The following is a 24,323-nucleotide window of genomic DNA, read 5'->3' as shown; positions in this document are numbered from 1 at the left end:
TACTTAATTTTGTAGCGAATTGTCCATAACTAATATTACTATGTTATGCAAAATTCACTATTTTAGATAAATTAAAATAATAAATATCTATTCCATTACCTCTAGCCAAACATTAGCACCTATTATAGGCATATCTAAAAGGTAACGTCGTAAGCCATCCAATGCAATTGCTGCCAAAACTTGTTGCTGCGTTCTTTTGCTTTGACTTCGACCAATATACTTTAAGTTGAAATGCAATACTTTTTTTAATGTTGCAATAATTAGAGTAAATTGACTATTCTTTTCTTGAAAATTGATAATACCGATCGCAATATTAGCACCTTGTTCTTTTAATAATTTTGTGAAATAACTGCTCGGATCATCCAATAATAAAGGTACAATCTCTGATTTTATGACAGGCGCATCAGCTTCGAGCAATTGATAACTAATCATCCCCGCTGATTGCTGTTCAATAATAACGACAGATTGATTTGTATCGTGCAATAATTTTGATACCACATGAGCCAATCCTGACTCATCTGATTGATTTAATACACCTTCATAAAGCAAATTAGCATTAACAATCGATTTAATTTGTTGCCATAGCTTATCCATTTCACTTCTTTGGCTTTCAGGACCCATTGCTTTTAATTCAATAATAGGCATTGCAGCACGATAACCAATCGTGATATTTTCTGGAATCTCGAGTACGGCGTCAATTTCTTGTGCTAAATCGCTTTCAGTTCGGCCCATTGTTGTTAATCGATAACAAAGTTTGCTATCAGTCAGCGGGTAGTTTAACTTGATCTCGGGGAGAATCTCATTTTGAATCATTTGTTTAAATTCAGAAGGTACACCAGGAGTAAAGAATAATAGACAATTATTCAGCTTCATTTTAAAACCGCATGCGGTACCAATAGGATTATCAATTAACGTCGCACTTTGAGGTAACATGGCTTGTTTAATATTACTTGCAGGCATCGCCCTACCACGATTAAGAAAATAACGCTCAAGTGACTTAAGCCATTCTTCGTGTAAAACTAACGATTCATTATTAGCCAGTGCGGCTGCTTGAGCACTAAGATCATCACTAGTCGGCCCTAATCCACCATTGACAATTAAAATGTCATTTTGCAAACTACGCTCTTGCAAAGTATCAATCAGCGTTGATAAATTATCCCCTACTGTATGACGAGAAGTAATGATAATACCTTCTTGAAACAGAAAATCAGATAACCATGCAGCATTAGTATCAATAATTTGACCATATAAAACTTCATCACCGGTACTAAGCATTTCAATTTTAATACGATCTTTGATGTTAGCCATAATTACCCTTAGTTAATTAAAAATGATTATTCAATGTTTAGTTAATAACTTCTTCATCCTCTTTACTATCCATATGCTCCTTACTTTGCACTAATCGCACAGCAAAATAGAGGTCATAAGCAAATTCGATATAATCACTATCTAATTTAAGATTCATCTGTTTAAACCAATTTTTTAATGTTTTGCGTCGACCAGCCAAAATTAGCACAACATTTCTAACTTTTAATGAATTTACCAATTCATCAATACCCGTCAACACACTAACATCTTTATAAGTAAAACAAGGTATCGCATCGACAATGACATAATTGATCGGATCAGCAGAATCATCAATATAATTGATGATTCTACGCTTAAAATAGGCAATATTAAAATAAGTAAGTGGCGAATTAAATCGATAAATCATAGTATTACTCAATGGTTTGACATCTGAACCAATTGAATGAATTCGACCACCATCATCAACACCTAATAGTTGATCATTCGGTCTAAAAACACGACGTAAAAATAAAAATAATCCTAATAAAACCGCCAGCGCCATCCCCGGAATAATACCAATAACTAAAACTGAAATAAGTGTAGTTAAACTTAAATAGAATGCATCGCGATCAAATTTAAAAAACCGAATAATGGTTTGAAAATTAATAAGTGACAACGAAGAATAGATGAGAATCACGCCTAATACGCAGGTAGGAATGTATTGTAATGGAGATAAAAAGAACAACACTACAAAACCAATTAAAACAGCTGCTATGATTGACACTAATTGGGTTTTACCGCCATTAGCATCATTAACAGCTGTTCGAGATGAAGTACCACTAACAACAAATCCTTGGGATAACCCAGCAACTATGTTGGCCATACCCAATGCTTTAAATTCCACATCGGCATTGGTTTCATAATTATTTTTAGAAGCAAAACTACGTACCGTTATCATCATACTAACAAAACAGATAACGGCAATATTAAGAGAAGGAACGACTAGATTTCGCATTAAGCCTTTATCAAAATCTAACCATGATTCTGCTGGAATGAAATCACTGGTCACGCTACCAATAATCCGAACGTTATATTGTTCAAAATTAAACAGCCATGAAAAAAAAGTCATAATAATGACCGCAAACAGTGGTGCTGGATAACGTGGTTTAAATTTTTTTAAAGCTACCAATATTACTAAAGTAAAAAATGATACTAACGCAGTTAATATATGAATTTGTGATATCTTTAAAGGAAAATAAACAATCCGCTCAATCAAATAAGAGTAGTCATACTGAAATCCCAATGTTTTGGCGAGCTGATCAACCATAATCGTAATTGATATACCATTTAAAAGACCAATTAAAATCGGTTGGCTTAATAAATCAGCTAAAGCCCCTAGGTGAAGTTTACCGGCAATTAGACACCAAATACCAATCATAATGGTTAATAATACAACTAATTGCCAACGTAAAACGGGATCATTAGCAGCTAAAGGGAAAACTACAGCGGCTACAACTGCACAAGTTGCTGTATCTGGCCCAACGATTAATTGTTTAGAAGAACCAAATAGTGCATACACAATCAGTGGCAAGATGGTCGAATATAAGCCAGCAATTGCTCCCACGCCAGTCAGTTCAGCATATGCTATTGAAACTGGTAACGAAACCGCAGCTACTGACAATCCAGCTTTAATATCAAAATTGAGATATTCTCGCTTATAATGCAATAAACTCATCAGCCCAGGCATCCAAAAAATGATTTTTTGGAATAATGCACTATTAGTAAACTTTCCCATGTTTAATTACTTTCCTGCTATACTCATTTTCTCAATCAATATTGAACCACATTGTATATTACTTCTTGTTTCAATATCATTACCTATCGCTACAATATTCTGATATATTTCTTTAAGATTACCGGCAACGGTAATTTCATTAATTGGATATTGGATTTTACCATTTTCAACCCAAAAACCTGTAGCTCCACGCGAATAATCACCGGTCACATTGTTAACACCTTGTCCCATTAATGACGTAATAACAACGCCTTTATCTAGTTTTCTTAACATTGCAGTGAAATCAGCATCAGTTTGGCTTGGTGAGACTAACCAATTATGTATACCACCTGCATGTCCGGTAGATTTTAAACCTAATTTTTTGGCGGAATAATTACTTAACAGATAAGTTTGCAAAATACCTTGTTCAATAATATTGCGCTTAACAGTTCTCGTCCCTTCACTGTCAAATGGTGAAGAACCTACTCCTCTTAAAATATATGGGTCTTCCAAAATTGTCAGCCAAGCGGGAAAAATTGCTTTTCCTACACTATCCAACAAAAAAGAAGACTTTCGGTAAATCGAACCACCACTAATTGCAGCAACTAAATGCCTTATTAAACCCACGGCTACTTCAGAACAAAAAAGGACAGGTACTTGCATGGTTGGAATTTGTTTAGCACCTAAATGGGCAACAGCTTTCTCAGCGGCGAGTTTTCCGACCCATGCTGGTGATTGCATCTCATTAACGTCTCGAGATGAAGTATAGGCATAATTACGCTCCATTTGCCCATTTTGCTCAGCAATAACCGAGCAAGAAAGCGAATGTGAACTGGCGCAATAGCCTTGTAACATTCCTAAACTATTACCATAAACATATACACCATAACGGCTATTAAAATAACCACCATCACAACTTATTAATGAAGATTTTGCAAGCGCTGTTAGTTCCGTCTGTTTTGCTTGTTCTATTGCATTATCAACATTTAAATCACTTGGATGAAAAAGATCTAAATCAGGAATATCAAATGCCATTAACTCACGATCGCCTAAACCAGAACATGGGTCAGGTGAAGTATATTGCATAATATTGATAGCCATATCCACTGTTTGGTTGATCGCCTGTGGTGACAAGTCACTAGTAGATGCGCTACCCTTACGTTGATTTTGATAAACGGTTATACCTAATGCACCATCACTATTAAATTCAACATTTTCAGTATCACCTTCTCTAGTACTGACACTAATACCAGTAGATTGATTAATCGACACCTCTACTGAATCGACCCGAGCTTGTGCTTGTTTGATAGCATCGGCAACAATAGCGGATAGATGTTGTTGTTGGCTTATCGCATCTTTTTTAATTTGTTCAATACTCATTTTATTATTTTCTACAATTCTGCTAGTGATACGTTATAATATGCCAGAATTTAATTTTAGTTAACAAAAGAAATAGCATGAATAACAATCAAGAGCCAAATCTAGAACCCGACTTCAATATAAATCAAGAAGATGATGAAATTATTTACGTTAGTAAAAGTGAAATCAAAAGAGATGCCGAGGTGCTTAAAAAATTAGGTGTCGAACTTGTCAATTTAAGCAAAAATGAAATAAGTAAAATCCCACTTGATGAAGACTTATTATATTCTATTGAATTAGCTCAAAAAATAAAAAAAGAAGGCTATCGTCGACAAATTCAATACATAGGTAAATTACTTAGAAATCGTGATATTGAACCGATTACACAGGCATTGGATAAACTCAAAAATCGCCATAATCAGCAAGTTGCCATGTTTCACCGATTAGAGAAACTACGTGATGAATTGATAGAAACTGGCGATGCTGAATCAATTATGGAGTTATTTCCTACCGCAGATAGACAGCAATTACGCACACTTGCGCGTTCAGCTAAAAAAGAGCTAGATGCAAATAAACCACCAAAAACAGCCAGACAAATTTTTCAATATTTAAAAGAATTGTGCGAAACAGAGTAAGTTTTTATAATGTTCGCTTTATATTTATGATTAAATACTACTAACTAATAAAAGATAGAGGATACAAAAATGGGACTATTAAACGTACCAGCCGGTAAAGAATTACCAGATGACATCTATGTTGTGATTGAAATCCCAGCGAATGCTGACCCGATTAAATATGAGGTCGATAAAGATACAGGCGCAGTATTTGTTGATAGATTTATGGCAACTGCAATGTTTTATCCATGTAATTACGGTTATATTAATCACACTTTATCACTTGATGGAGATCCAGTTGACGTATTAGTTCCAACTCCATACCCATTACAACCAGGTTCTGTAATTCGTTGTCGTCCAGTTGGTGTTTTGAAAATGACTGATGAAGCAGGTTCTGATGCTAAATTAGTTGCAGTACCGCATACTAAACTATCAAAAGAATATGACCATATTAAAGATGTAGACGATTTACCTGAATTATTAAAATCACAAATCAAACACTTCTTTGAACAATACAAAGCACTTGAAAAAGGTAAATGGGTAAAAGTTGATGGTTGGGATAATGCAGAAGCAGCTCGTAAAGAAATAATTGAATCTTTTGAAAGAGCCAAACAGAAGTAATCCTACCTAAATTATTCAAAAAAGTAATCATTTCTACTGAGTCATAAGAAAAATTTTTTATGATTCAGTTTTTAAACTTTTTTTTACTTTCGAAATAACTTCAATAACTTAGCACCACTACAATTTGTCATTTATCAAATTACACTATTTAATATAAAAATTTTATATAAAACCGCGCACTAAGATGAAAAAATTGTCATTAACATCTTGCTTTCGATTTTAAATTGTGAGGTAATAGTAACGGGCTAACAACAAGAAGCATTTTTATGAAAACGATTAACTTTCTAATTTAGTTCCAGACTAGTTAGATTAGTTTATGAGTGGGTATATTAATGTTTAGTTAATGCCTAAACTGCCAATAAGGCAAATTATTAATTATTGTTAGGATGTCTAGTAAATGAATAAAAAAACAGGCCAAGTAAAATGGTTCAACGAAAGTAAAGGTTTCGGTTTTATCACTCCAGCCGATGGCAGCAAAGATGTATTCGTACATTTTTCTGCAATCTCTGGTGATGGCTTTAAAACCTTAGCTGAAGGACAACAAGTCGAATTTGCTATCCAAGATAGCCCTCGTGGACCAGCAGCGGCTGAAGTAGTTGTTATCTAATTAAACTTTAATTAAATAATAAAAACAAAACGCCTATTTCTCGAAATAGGCGTTTTTTTATTAAGGCAGAATATAATTTCCCTTTCTAGAATTAAAAAAAGCGACACAAGGTCGCTTTTTTGCAATTACAACTACTTCTAATTATTTAGCAACAACTGCAATTAAGTCTAATACTTTGTTTGAGTAACCAACTTCGTTATCATACCAAGAAACTAATTTAACAAAGTTGTCACTTAATTGGATGCCAGCTTTAGCATCAAATACAGAAGTACAAACTTCACCTAAGAAATCTGTAGACACAACGTCATCTTCAGTATAACCAAGAACACCTTTCATTGGACCTTCTGCTGCAGCTTTGATAGCTTTACAGATGTCTTCGTATTTAGCTGGTTTTTCTAAACGTGCAGTTAAGTCAACAACAGAAACGTCTGGAGTTGGAACACGGAAAGCCATACCAGTTAATTTACCATTTAATTCAGGGATAACTTTACCTACAGCTTTAGCTGCACCAGTTGATGATGGGATGATGTTTTGAGCAGCACCACGACCACCACGCCAATCTTTGTGAGATGGACCGTCAACAGTTTTTTGAGTTGCTGTAGTTGCGTGAACAGTAGTCATTAACGCTTCAACGATACCGAAGTTATCATTAACTACTTTAGCTAAAGGCGCTAAACAGTTAGTAGTACAAGAAGCATTAGAAACGATATCTTGACCTGCATATTCTTTATCATTAACCCCCATAACAAACATTGGAGTATTGTCTTTAGATGGGCCAGTTAAAACAACTTTTTTAGCACCAGCTTGGATGTGTTTACGAGCAGTTTCATCAGTTAAGAATAAACCAGTTGCTTCAGCTACAACATCAACACCTACTTCATTCCATTTTAAGTTCGCAGGATCTCTTTCAGCAGTAACGCGGATTGTTTTACCGTTAACGATTAATTTACCGTCTTTAACTTCAACAGTACCGTCAAAACGACCGTGAGTTGAATCATATTTAAGCATATAAGCCATATAATCAACGTCTAATAAATCATTGATAGCAACGATTTCGATGTCAGAGCGTTTTTGAGCAGCACGGAAAACAATACGACCGATACGGCCAAAACCATTAATACCTACTTTGATTGTCATAACAATTACCTTCTTTTTGTTTTAAATGATAAAAATAACTTGCAGTAAACTACCAAATTTTGGGGTCTTATTCAAGACCATTACACATAATTAGGCACGAATTAATCAAATAGTTTTTAACCATAAAAGAAATTATGGACAATATTAAATAAAATCAAATAATTAATGTAATGAAAAATTTTACTCTCAGCATAAAAATAACCACTGCATTAAGTAAAAATAATTCGTTATAATAAGTTGGATTATAAGAATGATACCGCTTCAAATTCAGTAACAATTTCATAGCGAAGATTTTATCGACCATAAACCTAATATATATTATTCTAGCAATAATTTATGCTAGCTTAGCTTAGTTACAAAATTTTACTATCATAAGCCATTTGGCTGTCTGACTATGAGATTCTGCGATAGAAGTTGAAATTGCAATAGATTTGATAAATTGAATTTTAAACATTAAAGAAATAACACTATGACTGATAACCAAGATTTTACCGACCACACACCAATGATGCGCCAGTATCTAAAGTTGAAAGCTGAAAATCCTGATATTTTGCTATTTTATCGTATGGGGGATTTTTATGAGATGTTTTATGAAGATGCTAAACGTGGTTCACAGCTCTTGGATATTTCACTAACCAAACGAGGCTCATCAAATGGTCAACCTATTCCGATGGCAGGAGTACCTTACCATGCGGTTGAAAGTTATTTAGCCAAACTCATTTCACTTGGTGAATCAGTCGCAATTTGCGAACAAATTGGTGATCCAGCAACAAGTAAAGGACCGGTTGAACGTAAAATTGTCCGTATTGTTACTCCCGGTACTGTAAGTGATGAATTATTGTTAGAAGATCGCAAAGACAATTTGCTTGCTTGTATTTGGCAACAAAAAGAGCACTTTGGTTATGCAACTTTAGACATGAGTTCTGGACGTTTCTTTGTATTTGAATGTGATAATCCCGAAGCAATACAAGCAGAATTACAACGGACCGCCCCTGTCGAATTACTCTATCCAGAAAATTTCGAATCGATGTCTTTGATTGAACATCGCCATGGTTTAAGACGAAGACCAATATGGGATTTCGATCTTGAAACGGCAAAACAACAACTTAATTTACAATTTGGTACTAATGATTTAGTTGGTTACGGAGTTGAGAATTGTCATTATGCATTATGTGCAGCGGGATGCTTATTGCAATATGTCAAAGATACCCAACGTACGGCTATGCCTCATATTCGGTCAATAATTAAAGAATCGCCTGTTGACTTTGTAGTCTTAGATGCAGCTACCAGAAAAAACCTAGAAATTACTGAAAATTTATCGGGTGGTACTGAACATACCGTTGCCGACATTTTAGATAAAACCCAAACCGCTATGGGTAGTCGAATGCTTAAAAGATGGTTGCATTCACCGATACGCAATCTATCTATTTTACACAATCGTCAACAAGCAATAAGTGAATTACAGAATAATATTATCGATTTACAACCATTATTAAAACAAATCGGTGATCTTGAACGAATTTTGGCAAGATTAGCATTAAGAAGTGCTCGTCCGCGCGATTTTGCTCGATTACGTGATGCCTACAACCTTTTACCACAACTTCAGCAATCATTGTCTGAACTTAAGGCACCGGCACTCATTGCATTACGAGCTAAAATCAATCAATTTGATCAAATAGCCGATCTATTAAATCGAGCAATTATTGAATCACCACCAGTAATTATTCGTGATGGAGGTGTCATTGCTAGCGGTTATAATCAAGAGCTGGACGAACTGCGTGATTTAGCAGATGGTGCAACCAACTATTTAGAACAGCTCGAAATTCGCGAGCGTGAAACTTTAGGCATTGATACATTGAAAGTTGGTTTTAATGCGGTTCATGGTTATTACATCCAAATTAGCCGTGGGCAAAGTCATTTAGCACCAATCCATTATACGCGAAGACAAACACTAAAAAATGTCGAACGCTATATTATTCCTGAGTTAAAAGAGTACGAAGATAAAGTTTTAACATCTAAAGGGCGAGCTTTAGCTCTAGAAAAACAACTTTATGAACAACTATTCGATCAACTGATGCCATCATTAGCTGATATGCAAATCAGTGCTGATGCAATTGCGGAACTTGATGTACTAACCAACCTTGCTGAAAGAGCCTTGACGCTTAATTATTATTGTCCAACCTTAACCAATCAAGCAGGTATTGAAATCAAAGATGGCCGACACATTGTAATAGAACAGGTATTACAAAAGCCATTTATTGCCAACTCATTATCATTATCACCAAATAGAAGAATGCTAATTATAACTGGTCCAAACATGGGTGGTAAAAGTACCTATATGCGTCAAGCAGCGTTAATAGTTCTACTTGCATATATTGGTAGTTTTGTTCCAGCCTCTAAAGCAATCATCGGCCCTGTTGATCGCATTTTTACACGGATTGGGGCATCAGATGACTTAGCTTCGGGACGGTCTACCTTCATGGTCGAAATGACTGAAACAGCTAATATTATGCATAACGCAACACCAAATAGTTTGGTTTTAATGGACGAAATTGGACGTGGAACGTCAACTTATGATGGTCTTTCATTAGCATGGGCATGTGCGGAAAATTTGGCTAACCAAATCAAAGCGATGACTCTATTTGCTACCCACTATTTTGAATTAACTCAATTACCAGAACAGATGCAAGGTGTTTATAACATCCATTTTGATGCAATAGAACATGACAATACCGTCGCCTTTATTCATGAAGTCTCAGAAGGTGCAGCAAGCAAGAGTTTCGGTATAGCGGTAGCAGGACTTGCAGGAGTACCTAAAACCATCTTAAAACGCGCCAAACAAAAACTAAAAGAGCTAGAAGTCATTTCTAAACAATCAGCTAATAGCCATGTTGAAAGCTCACAACTTACCTTTATTGGCGATGTAGAACCATCAGAAGTCGAACTAGCTCTACAACAGATCGATCCTGATGCATTAACGCCAAAACAAGCGTTAGAAACCATTTACCAATTAAAAAAATTACTTTAACCAATCGTCGATAAAAGTAAATTAATAAAAAAAACCGCCATTAAATCAATAATGGCGGTGTTAATTTTAAAATTTTGCTTTGAATTATTTCCAAAATTTCTTCTTAGAGGTTTTACCAATACCAGGATTAAAGCTATTAGTTGGATCTAACTCATAATAGAAGTTTTTTAAATCTGAATTAGCATGATACAAATGACCAACATTATGTTCAGCTGGATATTGCGCTCCACGCTGATCGAGTATCACCAACATCTCCTCTTCCACTTTAGCACAGTCAGTACCTTTTTTTGCCAAATAGTCTTGATGGAACACTGAACAGAAAAAATGACCATAATATAACTTATGAATAAAATGCTGACTAATACTTTCAGGCAAGGTTTCAAACCAATCTTTATCATTACGGCGCAGAGCGATATCTAACGCGACTAAATCCTCAACCGTTTTAGTATGCACATTACGATAAACTGTCGCCGCACCAGCAACGGCAAAACGGTGCAACATTGCGGCTTCTGCCTCTTTATCATTACAACGAAAATAACTGCCATTACGTTTTTCCGTTGAACTGGTAGCAAAATAGTCCTGCAAAAATGCCTCAGCTTCAGCTATGCCACCATCAGACATTTTTAAAATTAAATGATGTTCATAACGATCACGATAATCACGCATCGATTTTGGCAAATGATTTGGCCACAATTTACAAACAGTCACGGCAAATTTATCGGAAAAACTGCCCGAAATGAAGGGAATTTTACTCATTATTCGATCAACAAAATTCTTCAAAGCATACATGCGAGGTATGTTATCGGTGCCCAATTTTTGGATCGCTAAAAATAGATGTTTACCATATACTGCAGCTATATCAAACGCATCTCGATGAATATACTCACCAGATACTGGTAAATTTTTAAATTGTCCTAAAATATGACGACGAATATCATCCAGTTCATTGGTATTATTCGTGCCAATATAAAACACTGCAGTATTTTCTTCTAATGGAAACGTATCTAATCGCACCGCAAATACCATTAACCGCCCTGCACTTCCTGACGCTTCGTAGTGACGAGCTGGATCTGCATTATATCGAGCCGGCGTATCAGCATCGATTTGTCGCACATGATCACAATAATGGTGATCATGCCCTAAACCTGCGTTCGGGTTAACATCTTTATCGGTATAAACACGATTTTGTAGATTTTGTAAAATATCTTCAGGCGTATCGCCTAACTCAATACCTAAATGATTAACCAAATGTAACTGCCCTTGCTCGTCCAATTGAGCAAATACTGCCATTTGAGTATAAGCTGGCCCCCGTTGAATTAACGCACCACCCGAATTATTACAAACGCCACCTAATACTGAAGCACCAATACAAGACGAGCCAATCACTGAATGTGGTCCACGATGATATTTTTTTAATTCTTTTTCTAAATGAAATAACGTACTACCCGGCAAACAGACAACCTGATCGCCATTTTCAATTACTTGAATACCATCTAATCGACGGGTACTTACAATAACTATCGGTCTATCATAATCATTACCATCTGGCGTTGAACCACCTGTTAAACCAGTGTTAGCTGATTGAGTTATTACAATAACATCAGCTTCAACACAAGCTTTTAAAACTTGCCACTGCTCTAATAGTGTGCCAGGTATAACCACCGCTAATGCATCCCCTAGGCCAAAACGCGCACCTTGGCGATAAGGTAAAGTACGACTTGGATCAGTTAAGGTATATTTATCGCCAACAATACTTTTTAACTTTTCAACAAGGCCTGATGTACTATTATTCACTGTCATTTTGGTTCCCTTATTTAAATTAGAATTAGACAAATATTCAACTCTTCCTGATCATATTATAACCAATTAAATTTATTGAAAAGAGCACATTACACTTTACAGAGAGAAAGAACAAAACTGACACAAAAAGCTAAAAGGAATAAAAATAAAAGATAATTATTAGTGTATAGAGGTGGTATAAAGAATGAAGATTAAAGTTTTATTGAACAATGCATACATTTTTGAGTTTTAAAAATAGCGTTCCTCAACTTTTTTTGCTAAAAAATTCTTTTAGTCGATAAAAATACTTTCCTAAACAAATAAATATACGGTGTTGGTTACTATTCTTTTTTAGTTTTTTAAATTCTTGAACTGATTTTATTAATGGTACATCTGTTTTGAATATTTTTTTCGGTTTCTTTGGCTTTCTAATATTTTTATTTTGTATTCGATTTTCAATAACGCCAACAATACTAATCATAATAACAAATAATATGATTAAAAATTCAGAAAAAATAAAGAAAAATACCTGTTCACTATTGCCCCTAATAGTATAAAATCTTGTTGATACTACAGCTGCATAGCTATCTGTGATCGTCAGCAAAAATAGCATGAGAAATAAAAAAACACTTTTCAAATTTAACATTCCTTTGTCACTATATTCTTAAGTGATGACTGAAAATAAGCATACAACAAAGTATAAAATTTGCATATAAATTAGATAATTTTAGATTGTATTTCATTAGAAAAATCATTTAATTTTTCCAATTATATTATATAGGTTATGCAGATAATTTAAACATTGTTGTATTATAGATTTAATAACTTCATAATCAAAAAATATAGTTTAATCGCTTCAATATCTCGTTCGTTTCGTATCGGTGCTTTAATGACCTTATATATCGGTGGACAAGTAGGATTTAAACTCCGAATAATTGAAGAAACACCTGAAGAAGAAAAAATTGAATCGACATTATCGTTATTAGACGGTCAATAACGAATTACTTCAATGTATCAAATAACTCTTCGCAAACAAATTGTTGAAACAAGCACACCTAAAAGTAAAAAGTTAAACGCAGATTTATATTGATAGAAAAAAGCCTTAGATTCTAATATAGATAGAGAAGAAGCAATTATAAATATTGCTGAGGATAAAAATTTGAAAAGAACAAGAAGATTAACTCAGATTTAATTCTTTGTACATTAACTATTTAATATATTAAAATTTATAATAGATATTAAACGGTTGGGAATATAATAACTAAATTTTATATTAATATGATGAAAAAACTTTATTTATTGATTATTTTCTTTTTTCTATTTTATGGTAGTAAGTCTGCAATTGCCGAACAAAAAGCTATTGATGTAAATCCTATTAAAGAAACATCAGTAGTAAAAGAAAAAAATACTCAATCTCAATATATTTCTTATGAAATGGTGAAAAATTTATCCTTAGATGATGCACTAGAGAAATTTCCTTCCTATAAAAAAGAAACATATATTTTAGGAACTACTCAAGGTCTATTAACAGAATTTAGGATAGGGCTGCTTAATATTTTCAAACAAGACGAAATTAAACAGGGGAAAATTAAAATAACCGAAATAACTTGGCAAATTAATGCTGTAGAAAATTTAACAGTTTGGTATCACCTACAAAAGGAACAATGGCTACCTATAGATCATTATATTTGGCATAAAGATTCGCTGTTTTAATCTGTTAAAAAATAGTTTGCCACCAATGACGACCACTATCTACAATTTAATAAGAGATCCATTTTATTAGTAAATGGATCTTAACGCTAAATTATAGAATTAAAAATCAAGTATAAAAAATACTAGAATAACTTAGTTTCTCTTATAATCCGAAATGCTTTACAAAGCGAATAGAACACGTCATCACTTTCAATTTCATCTTAATAAAATTCAATTATTCATTTTCAATCACGAGTTTGTAATCTTTTGCAATAATATCAAAAATATAATCATAAGTTTGTAATACATAATGTTTATGATCTTCGCTTATCTTAGAGGATATGCTGCCGTTTTTTAATTCTTGAATTAAACTAGAATTACAAACTAAATCAAAAGATGAATCTAATTTTTTTTCATTTATATAAAGATCTAATTCGCAACACTGATAATAAATAACACCAGAAAAAGAAAAAATATATGGAATAAAATGTTTGTCAGAATTTATACCCGTCAATGAGGAGCTAAATTCACCTTTAAAAATACAACAATATTCTGTACCAAATATCTGTCTAAATTCATCCAAATAAATAGCATCTCTGCCATAAATAATACCTATCTCTTTGGTCTTAATAGCTCTATATTCCATAATATTAAATCATCCAGTTTTTAATTTTTTATATTAACTTAATATTAACAAGCACAAAAGAGCAAAAGTCAGTAGATAAATTTTGCACTAACAGAACTCATTAGCTGTAGCCGATTGCATTATAGAAAATATAAAATTGTACATTTATAGGATTAAAGCATTTTATTCCTGCAAATTTCTAATCAACCAGAATAATTAAGTAAATACAAAAATTTTGCATATCTTTATATTTTTTGGGAATAAAACTTTCTAATCCAATTTTGGATGCTGATCAACCAGTTCTTGTCTTTTATTTTGTAGTTCTTCGATCTGTTGATCAATATCTTCTACTTCATCTTCAATAGAATCAAAATGTTCAGATAAGAGAGCTTTGGCTTCATAGCGATTAGCCGCAGTTGGAGTCGTACCGTGCAATGGTTTTTTAGCTGTTTCGTGCATTGCAAGACCAGTAATAACACCAATAAAACCTATCATCATTAAGTAATAAGCTGGCATAAATAAATTGCCGGTTGATTCAACTAACCATGCCACTAGTGTTGGTGTTAACCCTGCAACAATAATCGCAATATTAAAAATACTGGCAATGGAACTATAGCGAATATTGGTTGGAAACATTGCCGGCAATATTGAAGTGATAATTCCAGTAAAACAGTTTATGAATAACGCTAAAACAAATACTCCTAAAAAGACGAGTGGAATATGTTGGCTATTAATTAACACAAATGCTGGATAAGATAAAAGAAGTAAGCCAATACTACCAATCAATATAAAGGGCTTGCGACCTATTTTGTCACTTAATAAGCCAATTATGGGTTGAATAATTAACATCCCAACCATAATAGCGATAATAATTAGCAAGCCGTGCTCAGTATCATAATTTAGGTTATGTGCTAAATAGCTTGGCATATAAGTTAATAATAAGTAAAAAGACACATTAGTCACAATGATCAATCCAGCACAAATTAAGATATGTCGCCAATATTGGCTAATAATTTGTTTTAGCGCAGTAGTTGATGATGTTTCAGCTATGTCAGCTGATTGCCTAGCCTCAAGGTGCTGTTGAAAAGTTGGGGTTTCTTCTGAGATATGATGCAATATAAAGCTAATTATACCTAAAGGTAAAGCGATTAAAAATGGGATACGCCAGCCCCAACTGTACAAAGCCGACTGACTAAGTAGCATAGACAAAAATACTACTAGACCTGCCCCTAAAATAAATCCAACCATTGAACCAAAATCAAGCCAGCCACCAATAAAACCTCGTTTACGATCTGGTGAATATTCAGCAACAACCGTTGCTGAACCTGAATATTCGCCACCTATTGAGAAACCTTGAGCTAATTTAACAATTAATAACAGAACTGGTGAGGTAACACCAATAGTTTCATAAGTGGGAATAAGCCCAATACCAAACGTACTTAATGACATTATCACTAAACTAATCGATAACACTTTTTGACGGCCAATATTATCACCAATTAAACCAAAAATAATGCCACCTAATGGGCGAATGAAAAAGGGAATCGAAAAAGTCGATAATGCAGCAATAATTTGCACACTAGGAGATACATGAGGAAAAAATATCTGTCCGATAATATAAGCCAAAAAACTGTAAACCCCAAAATCATACCATTCAATAGCATTACTAAAAGCCGATGCCCAAGTCGCTTTTTTTAATTGATTATCATCAATAATGGGAATATCAGTAATGTCTAACGGTTTATTATTCGTTTTATTCACTTTTGCCATAAAATACCGCCTTTTAAATTAATCAATATCAAGATTTAAATCCAAATAATTAACTTTAATTAGCTACTATGCCAAACAGCAGTAGTTATCATTACCCGACTTGACTTACTTTTTGTTGAAAGTGTACGATTCTTATTAATAGAAGACCATATCACAATGATTGATACAGTAAAAAAGATAAAATCGTAAAGTTGTAAAAATGTATAATAAGTAACACTAACAAATAATTAGCGTTATCTAAGTGACTAGATAAAGAATTAAGACAAAACTTTAATCACATATAATTGCAAATTTAGTTTTGTTTATACGAATAATACTCCAAAGAGTATAACCAAAATTATATACCTAAAATCAGCAAAAATAACGCTCTTATCATACTATTTTATCATTTACTTTTTTAATCAAGTAATGGATGTCTATTGCTAGTAACCTTATCTATAATCCTTTAAAATAATATAACTTAAACTGATGAGGTATTCCCTATGCGTTGGAGAAACCAAAGAGAGAGTGATAACATTGAAGATCGCCGCTCACAATCAGGAAGTGATATTGGAACAAGGATTCCAATTGGTGGTAAAGGTAAAATTATTTTATTTATTGTCGTGTTAGTTGCTGGTTATTACGGCGTTGATTTAACTGGCTTACTGAATAGCAATCTGATTGATTTAGACGATACCACATCCATATCATCAACATTGCCTGTTGATAATAGTTCTATAAATAATAATGCAACTAAATTTACCTCAATTATCTTGGCCAGTACTGAAGATTATTGGAGTCAAGAGTTTCAACAATTAGGTAAAACCTATATTGCACCTAAATTAGTACTTTATAGTGGTGCAACTCGAACTGCTTGTGGCACAGGTCAAGCAATGATGGGGCCATTTTATTGTAATCTCGATCAAACGATTTACCTTGATCTATCATTTTATCAAGAGATGAAACAACGCCTTGGAGGCGGTGGTGATTTTGCTCAAGGCTACGTGATTGCTCACGAAGTAGGACATCATGTACAAAACTTACTTGGGATTTTTGCTAAGGTTGAACAATTAAGGCAAAATCAATCTAACGAGACCAATAACCAGTTATCAGTCAAACTTGAATTACAAGCCGATTGTTATGCTGGATTATGGGGAAATGCCATGCAAAAACAGAATATTTTAGAAATGGGTGATATCGAACAAGCCCTAAATACCGTACAAGCAATTGGCGATGATCGCTTACAACAGCAAAATAATGGTTATATAATTCCTGATAGTTTTACTCATGGTTCATCAAAACAACGTTATAGTTGGTTTAAACGTGGTTTTGATAGTGGAGCAATTGATCAGTGCAATACATTTATTCAATAAGGAAATTAAAAAGGAAATAAGTATGTCGAAAAAATTAGTCAATCGAGTTTTATTAGTTAATGATGATGGAATTGATGCACCAGGGATCCGAATTTTAAAAAGTATTGCTGAAAATATTGCCAACGAAGTTTGGATAGTTGCACCAGTTGTCGATCAAAGTGGTGTTTCTTGTTCAGTTAGTTTGAAATCACCATTTCGCGTACAAAAACGTAACCAAACAGAATATGCAGTTTATGGCACACCGGCTGACTGTTCGTTATTTGCCATCAAATCATTAATGGCAGCACAATTACCAGATTTGGTTCTATCTGGGATTAACAATGGTTCAAACTTAGGCTTTGAAACTGTATTATCTGGAACAGTTGGCGCAGCAATGATGGCTATGACACTCGGTGTGCCAGCAATAGCATTGAGTCAAGTGAGTAGTGAGGACAATATACCAACAGATTGGCATTGCTCAACTCATCTTGCTGAGTCAGTAATAAGGCAATTGCTATCCCTAACGACACCAAAGAATACTTGTTTTAATATTAATTTTCCTAATTGCCGAGCAGAGCAAATAAAAGGAATTAAAATCACCAAGCAAGGGACTGCTGATGTTAGCAAATTTGTAGTTGCTGAAACACAAGATCCTGAAGGTCATGAATATTTTTGGTTTAGAGCACAACGCAATCAAAATGTGCTTGATGATGATAAGGAGCTTGATGCAGCCAATAATGGCTATATCGCGATTACGCCATTACATTATGAACGTACTGATTACGACTTTTATCAACAAATAAAAGCTACATTTAACGTTTAACTTTTTGTTTGATGGAATTATTGCGTCTTCCTTGATTAGCTAAATAATCAGGAAGACGTAAAATATAAATATAAAGCTTTTGAAATTATTTCTTAACCAATGCACAAAAGACAAAAGAAATAGTAACCATCACTAAACCAATCCAATAAATTATTTCATGACCATACGCTTGTGATGCAAAACCTTGAATAATCCCAGCCAAAATAACACTACAAATAATGCCATTATTAAATAAAGTTGAAGCAACCCCCATTCGAGTTGGTAACAAATCTTGGAAATAGATAATACCAATATTGGCAACGATGCCAATAAATAATGCGTTAAAAATCTGCAATACATATAACATGGTTGGGTCAGTGAATAAAATCATACCAACATAAAATAAAATTCCGCAAATGATAGCGATAAAAAACAGATTGCGCTTACCTAATGCTGGTACCATATACCCTGCAATTATCATTACTGGAATCTCAATCCCTGCAGCCAGCCCCATTAACGCACCAGGTAATGAATCAGAAAGATGCAATACCTTTTCAACATAAATTGGCATATCGATAATATACATCATATTAGCAGTCCACATAAAAATAGTAGAAAGTAGCAAACACATCACATTACGATTCGTAAAAATTGATTGATTAGCGGTAGCTAACTGACCAGGACTAAGTGAGCTGATTGACTTCTTTTCTACTGGTGGTAAAAAAACTGCTACTACAAACATGGATATGATAAACATCGACATCGCACATAAATACATTGAGGTAAAACCATAATGGATAGCTAAACCAAATGATAATGGCGGACCAATAACCCATGCCAAAGATAATTGCGCTCTAATCAATGAATTAAATGCAACGGCATTACGGCCACTTTTTTCAGCATATTCTCGCGCCATAGCAAAAACTTGTGGCATGGCAGCCGAAGCTAACGCTGCAAAAAATACGCCTAATGTAATTAATACATAATAGTTACGTGAATAAGCAAAAATCAGACTATTTGCTAATCCCATCAAGCAACAAAAAATAACAATCTTACGTCTGTCTCCTTTGTTGTCTGAATATTTGGCTAACAAATAACTACCGATAATACTAGCTAATGCATTAATTGAGAAAAAGATACCTACCAAACGAGGATCAGCACCCACTTCAAATGATAAGAAACGACTTAAGGTGGGTGATTGCAATGCACCAGCCACACCAATAATAAATGTAGTCACTAAAAAAGCGCCAAAAATTACGCCCGATTTTCGAAGAGATGAAGAAGTCATAATAGGAACTTAACAATTTGATAATGTGTGATAATTATATCCCTAAAAGTAGTGTGAATATAGGCTTAAGTTAGATCATTAGCTAATTATTCAAGCAATAGTTAATATTAATAATAAAATAAATTTGTGCTAATGATTTTTTCACCACTAAATAAACCATCCTAGTTTGAAACCAAAACCTAATTACACCGTTATCCTTTCAATCGATTTTCTCCAATTCATTAATTAACCAAATTTCTATGGCATTTCTATAATATTATTAGGTGATAACTTAATTCAGCAATAAATTAGCTATCTTAAGTTAAACCTTGCTTGGGTAATTGCCAAGTTAATAAAAATGCAAATTGCTCGTAAGTAAGATTAAATTTATTAACTAAATCAAATTGCAAAATTAAACGATCAATGCCATTAAGTTTGCCATCAAACGCAGAGAAAACAATTGTTACTGAACAGCCATATAACCACTTAAGTCAAAATCACCAGCAGGTTTAAATCCTCATGACTTAGGTTTAGATTTCTTTACTACTATAGGAATGGCTTTTTCTTTGATGATTAAATAATTGTAGTAATTAAGGATAACAAACGAGTTTTTTGAAAAGAGTTCCTAATTTTTAATTCGAGAAAAGACAAAAGATGAATATTTTTAATCCTCTTAAAAACCCTTTCCTCAAAAATTTCTAAACATTATTTCTATAAAAAAATTTGAACCAAAAAAGTTTCGGTATCTTAATCATCATTGAATAAATAGGTAAGCGACATGGTTTAGTAAAACTAAAATAATATATAAACTGGGTAAATTACAGAAAATATATTATTAATTGAATTATTTTTTATTATTCAATTAATCTAGTATTTACTAAACCATGTATGATACCAATAGATTGATAGTAATCTCTTTATCAACAATAAGTTAGCAAATTTTTACTTTAATCGAATTGATTTAAATCAATTTTATTGACAAATCCTGAATGAATTCATAATCAATTTCAACAGAAAATATCTCGACAACAACAAAAATTCATGATTATTCCAATCTTTGGTTAGAAAACATCCATGTTAATTAACAAAAATACCTTTTTTTGTACTAATTAGTATAAATAATTTATTTTTTTTTTACAATTTTAGTTTTAAAAAAATTGTTAAGATATGTAAATAAAATTCAAAATTACTATTCTATTTTCTTTATTATGTTTTACAAATTTAGTTAAAAAAGATTTCTTTTTGTATTTTTGAGTGTACAATCAAAATCATCCACAAAAAGAGGTAACGTTATGTTATATAATAACAAATCCACCAAAATTCAGCATAATAATCACGATCATTGTCATGGAGATTGTCATAATATTGCTCATAATCATACACATAATTCCCAACATACTCATGAAACAAATCATGAACTGGCTATAGGACATTGTTGTGATGGGCATGATCATAATTCATCACAACAGTGTGAAATTGAAGATCCTCCCGAAGATCCTGAACGGAGCAGTCAAGATGTTAAGCTTACCTGGAAAATTCAGGGTATGGATTGCGCACATTGCGCAAGTAAAATCGAAAACGGTGTAAAAATACTACCTAATATAAATCAGACCAAAATTATTTTTTCTACTGAAAAGTTAATTGTTTTTGTTCCTAAGCATGATGATGCAGTAATAAAAATGATTGAAGACAAAGTCACGGAATTGGGATATACCCCAATTTTTGAATCAACCCCTAACCATGTTCATCACCACGAGCATTCACATAGTTTTGATAAAAAAGCATTTATTCCGTTAGGTATTTTAGGCATATTAATTGTTATTAGTTATCTTATTTTGTTGATGAACCATACAGTTGGAGAGTATGCGTTTATAGTGACAGCTGTTATTGGGATAATCCCAATTTTGAAACAGGCTATGGTGTTAACCCGTAGTGGTACACCGTTTGCTATTGAGTCTTTAATGAGCATTTCGGCGATTGGTGCGCTGTTTATTGGTGCCGCCGAAGAAGCCACCATGGTCATCTTTTTATTTATGATAGGTGAAATGCTTGAAGGCTTCGCCACTAGTAAGGCCAAAAAAGGAATTTCGTCACTGGCAGAATTAATGCCTGATGAAACAGTGGTTATCATTGATGGTAAAAGAAAAACCGTTGCCAGTCATACATTAAAACCTGATGATATAATCGAAATTTCCTCTGGTGGACGATTACCTGCTGATGTTGTTTTGATTAGTGAACAAGCCAGTATTGATGAGAGCGCTTTAACTGGTGAATCAATTCCAGTTAATTACTTAAGTGGTGACAAAATTTTAGCTGGCTCGTTAGTGGTAGATAATACCATTCAACTTAAGGTAGTTTCGGAATCAGGACAAAATGCGGTCGATCGCATTTTGCAATTAATTGAAGATGCAGAGGATCGTAAAGCGCCAATTGAGCGGTTTATTGATAAATTTAGTCGTTATTATACTCCAGGCATTACACTATTTGCTTTATTAGTGGTAATAATTCCACCATTATTGATGGGTGCAGACTGGTATACATGGATCTATCGAGGATTAACATTATTATTAATTGGTTGTCCTTGTGCATTAGTCATCTCCACACCAGCAGTTATTACTTCTGCCTTATCTAGCGCGGCTAAATATGGGGTATTGATAAAAGGTGGTGCCGCACTTGAACATATTGGTTCAATCAAAATGCTGGCATTCGATAAGACGGGTACCTTAACCGAAGGTAAACCACAAGTAACAGATGTAATTAACCATCAATGTTCCATAGAACAGTTATTATCTATTGTTGCGGCTATTGAAAGCGGATCACATCATCCGCTTGCGAAAGCTTTAATTGATTATGTGAGGCAAAAACAGATCCCTTTTTACGAAGCAAATAATCGTAAGGCAATTGCTGGCATTGGCATTCAGGGAGAGCTTGATCAACAAACTTATTTTGTCGTGTCACCAAATAAGATTGAAACAGTAGCAAACGCACTAAGTATTGAAGATCTGCAAACGATCAATCAACTTGAAGATAATGGTAAGACTGTAGTAGTCGTCACAACTGACCAACGATTATTGGGAATGATTGCTTTACAAGATGTACTACGAAATGATGCTTTGCCAGCTATCGGTGAACTTAAACAACTTGGTTTACAAACCTTAATGTTAACCGGTGATAATCAACGAGCAGCAAAAGCAATTGCAGGTCAATTGGGCATCGATTATCGTGCTGAGTTGTTACCAGCTGATAAGTTAGCAAAAATTGAGGAGATTGGGCGCCATACGTCAATTGCGATGATTGGTGATGGAATTAATGACTCCCCAGCAATGAAAGCTGCAACTGTCGGAATAGCTATGGGCAGTGGTACTGATGTTGCACTTGAAACTGCTGATGCAGCACTAACTAAAAACAGTTTATCAAGTTTGCCAATATTAATACGCCTAGCCCGTTTTGCTAATCGTAATATTAAACAAAATATCACTATTGCATTAGGTATTAAGCTGATATTTTTAATCACCAGCTTATTTGGCGTAACTGGACTTTGGTTAGCTGTGTTAGCCGATTCGGGTACCACCGCGATTGTTACCGCTAATGCCTTGAGATTATTAAGAGTTAAAAAATAACAAACAATTAAATGGTGCCCCATTACAATTAAATGGGGCTATTTTATACAGTGCTAGTCATCACTTCTTAATGAAATTTCCCCACCAATAAAAGTATTAGTTTTACCATTTTGTTCTAAGATTAATGCACCTTGTTCATTTATTCCTTTAGCAACACCACGAATGACATTATCACCAATTAATAATTTAACTGGACGATCAACAAAATTGTCGAGTCGTAGCCAATCATCAAGAAATGGTGCTAAACCATGTTGTTCAAAGTCAGTAAGTTTTGATGTTAAGTTCTTGACCACTTTGGCCACTAATAAATTGCGGTCAACTTTACCTAAGTTAGCCCATTTCTGATTAACAATATTAGGATCGGGATTAGTCATCATTAAATTGACACCAATACCAATAACAACATGAGCACAGTCACCTGTTTTACCAGCAAGTTCAACTAATATACCCGCAAGTTTTTGATCATCTAGATACAAATCATTAGGCCATTTAACTTTGATATCTTGACCAGAAATAGCCCTTAACGTATCAGCCATTACAATACCAACCACTAAACTCAGTCCCATAGCAGCAGCAATGCCCTGATCGAGTCGCCAATACATCGAAAAATAAAGATTACTGCCAAATGGTGCGAACCATTGACGCCCTCGCCTGCCTCGGGCTTTGGATTGAAACTCGGCAACACAACTGTCACCCGTTGTTAATCTTTCTATATTATTTAATAAATATTGGTTAGTCGAATCAATGATAGGCAACACTTCGACGTGACTATCTGCGCCATAATAGTTATCGATTTTAGTTTTATCGAGTAAGTCTATAGGTGATGCTAAGCAGTAACCTTTACCTTGTACAGAAGATAAGGTAATCCCCCACTCTCTTAGTACTTTGATATATTTGTTGATACCCGCACGAGTAATACCAAATAGATTAGCTAACTCTTCACCAGAATGAAACTCTCCATCAGCTAATATATTAATCAGCTTCAATGGATTTTGGTTACTGCGCATTAA

At 33.9% G+C, this 24,323-nt stretch carries 18 protein-coding genes; 8 read left to right on the top strand and 10 right to left on the bottom strand.

The window, feature by feature from the left end; genetic code table 11:
* Positions 1–87: 87 nt before the first annotated feature.
* From H3T80_RS00865 to pmbA, 3 genes are read right to left on the bottom strand one after another with little or no spacing between them, the layout of a single operon-like run.
* Entirely contained in the window at positions 88–1,308 is a 1,221-nt protein-coding gene (locus H3T80_RS00865) for a CinA family nicotinamide mononucleotide deamidase-related protein (protein WP_198199257.1), read from the bottom strand.
* Positions 1,309–1,345: 37 nt separating this feature from the next.
* A complete protein-coding gene (locus H3T80_RS00860) occupies positions 1,346–3,082 on the bottom strand; it encodes a SulP family inorganic anion transporter (RefSeq protein WP_198199255.1) in 1,737 nt (578 codons plus the stop codon).
* 6 nt (positions 3,083–3,088) lie between these two features.
* Positions 3,089–4,441 carry a metalloprotease PmbA gene (pmbA, locus tag H3T80_RS00855; RefSeq protein WP_198199253.1) on the bottom strand — a complete coding sequence of 451 codons (1,353 nt, stop codon included), beginning with the start codon at positions 4,439–4,441 and terminating at the stop codon, positions 3,089–3,091.
* Between the two features lie 77 nt (positions 4,442–4,518).
* Between pmbA and yjgA the strand changes: the two genes are divergently transcribed.
* The 3 genes from yjgA to H3T80_RS00840 all read left to right on the top strand — a co-directional run bounded on the left by yjgA (position 4,519) and on the right by H3T80_RS00840 (position 6,262).
* Positions 4,519–5,055, top strand: a complete 537-nt coding sequence (yjgA, locus tag H3T80_RS00850; RefSeq protein WP_198199251.1) for a ribosome biogenesis factor YjgA — start codon at positions 4,519–4,521, stop codon at positions 5,053–5,055.
* A gap of 69 nt (positions 5,056–5,124) precedes the next feature.
* Entirely contained in the window at positions 5,125–5,655 is a 531-nt protein-coding gene (gene ppa, locus H3T80_RS00845; RefSeq protein WP_065578025.1) for an inorganic diphosphatase, read from the top strand.
* Positions 5,656–6,052: 397 nt separating this feature from the next.
* Positions 6,053–6,262 (top strand): cold shock domain-containing protein, encoded by a 210-nt coding sequence (locus tag H3T80_RS00840; RefSeq protein WP_025315032.1) that lies wholly within the window; start codon positions 6,053–6,055, stop codon positions 6,260–6,262.
* A 141-nt stretch (positions 6,263–6,403) separates the two neighbouring features.
* Here H3T80_RS00840 and gapA read toward each other — a convergent pair whose 3' ends face one another.
* A complete protein-coding gene (gene gapA / locus H3T80_RS00835; protein WP_086363477.1) occupies positions 6,404–7,399 on the bottom strand; it encodes a glyceraldehyde-3-phosphate dehydrogenase in 996 nt (331 codons plus the stop codon).
* Between the two features lie 469 nt (positions 7,400–7,868).
* On the opposite strand from gapA, the gene mutS reads away from it, so the two are divergent.
* A complete protein-coding gene (gene mutS, locus H3T80_RS00830; RefSeq protein WP_198199249.1) occupies positions 7,869–10,427 on the top strand; it encodes a DNA mismatch repair protein MutS in 2,559 nt (852 codons plus the stop codon).
* Positions 10,428–10,511: 84 nt separating this feature from the next.
* Here mutS and dld read toward each other — a convergent pair whose 3' ends face one another.
* The gene (gene dld / locus H3T80_RS00825; RefSeq protein WP_198199242.1) at positions 10,512–12,227 is read right to left on the bottom strand and encodes a D-lactate dehydrogenase; all 1,716 of its coding nucleotides are present in this window, start codon (positions 12,225–12,227) and stop codon (positions 10,512–10,514) included.
* A gap of 244 nt (positions 12,228–12,471) precedes the next feature.
* Positions 12,472–12,843 (bottom strand): hypothetical protein, encoded by a 372-nt coding sequence (locus H3T80_RS00820; RefSeq protein ID WP_198199234.1) that lies wholly within the window; start codon positions 12,841–12,843, stop codon positions 12,472–12,474.
* 644 nt (positions 12,844–13,487) lie between these two features.
* Between H3T80_RS00820 and H3T80_RS00815 the strand changes: the two genes are divergently transcribed.
* Positions 13,488–13,919: a hypothetical protein gene (locus H3T80_RS00815; RefSeq protein WP_198199226.1), complete on the top strand. Its 432-nt coding sequence runs from the start codon at positions 13,488–13,490 to the stop codon at positions 13,917–13,919.
* Positions 13,920–14,133: 214 nt separating this feature from the next.
* Here H3T80_RS00815 and H3T80_RS00810 read toward each other — a convergent pair whose 3' ends face one another.
* Positions 14,134–14,544, bottom strand: coding sequence for a hypothetical protein (locus H3T80_RS00810; RefSeq protein WP_086363472.1), 411 nt, complete (start codon positions 14,542–14,544; stop codon positions 14,134–14,136).
* 249 nt (positions 14,545–14,793) lie between these two features.
* Complete coding sequence (gene proP, locus H3T80_RS00805) at positions 14,794–16,293, bottom strand: glycine betaine/L-proline transporter ProP (RefSeq protein WP_198199224.1); 1,500 nt, start codon at positions 16,291–16,293, stop codon at positions 14,794–14,796.
* Between the two features lie 482 nt (positions 16,294–16,775).
* On the opposite strand from proP, the gene H3T80_RS00800 reads away from it, so the two are divergent.
* On the top strand, positions 16,776–17,645 hold the full coding sequence (locus tag H3T80_RS00800; RefSeq protein WP_198199222.1) for a neutral zinc metallopeptidase: 870 nt from the start codon (positions 16,776–16,778) through the stop codon (positions 17,643–17,645).
* 22 nt (positions 17,646–17,667) lie between these two features.
* Positions 17,668–18,447, top strand: coding sequence for a 5'/3'-nucleotidase SurE (surE, locus tag H3T80_RS00795; RefSeq protein ID WP_181414685.1), 780 nt, complete (start codon positions 17,668–17,670; stop codon positions 18,445–18,447).
* Positions 18,448–18,532: 85 nt separating this feature from the next.
* Here the strand turns inward: surE and H3T80_RS00790 are convergent, their stop codons facing one another.
* Positions 18,533–19,714, bottom strand: a complete 1,182-nt coding sequence (locus tag H3T80_RS00790; RefSeq protein ID WP_110448257.1) for a sugar efflux transporter — start codon at positions 19,712–19,714, stop codon at positions 18,533–18,535.
* 1,271 nt (positions 19,715–20,985) lie between these two features.
* Between H3T80_RS00790 and H3T80_RS00785 the strand changes: the two genes are divergently transcribed.
* A complete protein-coding gene (locus tag H3T80_RS00785) occupies positions 20,986–23,313 on the top strand; it encodes a zinc/cadmium/mercury/lead-transporting ATPase (protein WP_198199221.1) in 2,328 nt (775 codons plus the stop codon).
* Between the two features lie 53 nt (positions 23,314–23,366).
* On the opposite strand, the gene birA is transcribed toward H3T80_RS00785, so the two are convergent.
* Positions 23,367–24,320: a bifunctional biotin--[acetyl-CoA-carboxylase] ligase/biotin operon repressor BirA gene (birA, locus tag H3T80_RS00780; RefSeq protein WP_198199219.1), complete on the bottom strand. Its 954-nt coding sequence runs from the start codon at positions 24,318–24,320 to the stop codon at positions 23,367–23,369.
* Positions 24,321–24,323 lie beyond the last annotated feature (3 nt).

The sequence above is a fragment of the Gilliamella sp. W8145 genome, from assembly GCF_016101145.1.
Classification (GTDB): domain Bacteria; phylum Pseudomonadota; class Gammaproteobacteria; order Enterobacterales; family Orbaceae; genus Gilliamella; species Gilliamella apis_A.
The sequence above is the reverse complement of the archived record's forward strand: the minus strand, read 5'-3'. Positions and strand labels throughout refer to the sequence as shown.